The organism is Micromonospora sp. NPDC003776 (genome assembly GCF_053605645.1).
This window is the reverse complement of the sequence record NZ_JBSGJR010000927.1, coordinates 1-1,437: the sequence shown is the minus strand read 5'-3', so window position 1 is coordinate 1,437 and position 1,437 is coordinate 1. Positions and strand designations below refer to the sequence as shown.

Sequence of the window (1,437 nt, the reverse complement as noted above, 5' to 3'; positions counted from 1 at the left end):
GGGAGGTGAGCTCGGTGAACACCCAATGTCACGTCTGGGCGCTCCACCCGGCCATCCCTGTCTGCTGACCTCGCGTCGGGGAGCGCCCTCCTAACGGCGCACCCGCGCCGCACGCCGCCGGGCAGCCGATCCCACCGGTCCAGATCGGACGCATCGAGATCCAGGTGGCCCCGCCGCCCGCCGAGACCGACCCGTTCGCCGGCTGCCGCGCGCTCGAAGGGGGCGTCACCGCCCGGCGAGGGGGTGGCTGGTGAGCCTGTTCAGCCCCGGTCCGCCCGTGCTGGCCGGCGTGGACGAGGTGCTTCGAGTGCTCACCACCGAGGCGCTCAAGGGACTGGCCACGCCGGTCGGGGTCAGCGTCGGCCCGCTCGACCGCCCGGTGGACGGGCCACGGCTGAACTGGTTCCTCTACCGGATCGAACCGGCCCCCGCGTACACCAACATGGAGGCTCCCCAGCACGGGTGGCGCACCCGGCGCGGCAGGCCGCCACTCGCCCTCACGCTGCACTACCTGCTGACCGCCGATGCCGGCGAGCTGAGCGAGAGCGGCACAGAGGACGACGTGGTGCACGCCGCCCTCTCCGCGCTCATGTCGGCGCTGCACGAGAACGGCATCTTCGGTGCGGACACCCCGGTCGCCACCGGACCCGACCGCTCCGTCACCGACGTCGCGGACGCCCTGCAGGGCATGATCGAGCCCCTGCGGATCACCATCGAGCAGGTGCCGATCGAGACCATCACCGCACTGTGGAACACCGGCTCGCACGCGCTGCGGCTGTCCATCGGCTACCAGGTCAGCCTGGTGACCGTGCCGGCGCAGACGGCGTACGTCCCGGGGCCGCCGGTGCGGACCCGCCGGGTCGGTGTGTCGCCGTCGCCCGCGCCCGTCGTCGACGCCGTCCGGCCGGCGACGGCCTGGTTCGATCAGGCCCTCACCGTATGGGCGCTCGGCGTGACCGACCTGCGCGAGGTGACGTTGGGCCGGCTGCCCGGCGACCCGGACGACCCGACCGACGGGCGGCCCGATCCGGCCACCACGCACAGCACCGGGCCGTGGCGACTCACCGTCAGCCCGGCGCCGGACGGGCTCACCGTGCACCTGCCCAACGGGGAACTGGTGCCCGGCACCCGGATCCTCACGGTCACCAACCTCGCCGACGGGCTGGCCGCCGGTAGCGGGCAGGCGTCGGTCACCGTGGTGCCGGTCGTGGTGTCCGCCGCCGCCCCGCTGGCCGCCGGCGCGACCGCGACCCTGACGGTGCGGCACGCCACCGGGGGCGGTCAGGCGTTCATCGCCGGACGGGCGGTGCCGTACACGAAACTGTCGGCCACCGCGATCCAGGTGGTCGTGCCCGCCCTGCCCGCCGACTCGCTCGGCGCGACGGTCCCGGTCAGCCTGCGCTGCGGCACGGTCGCCGGGCCGGCGACGGAGTTGGC

General features: G+C 74.6%; 1 protein-coding gene. It reads left to right on the top strand.

Translation table 11 applies throughout. The features are described 5' to 3' along the window. Positions 1-250: 250 nt before the first annotated feature. On the top strand, positions 251-1,437 hold a 1,187-nt coding region (locus ACWEVO_RS36450), incomplete at its 3' end, for a DUF4255 domain-containing protein (protein WP_452311936.1).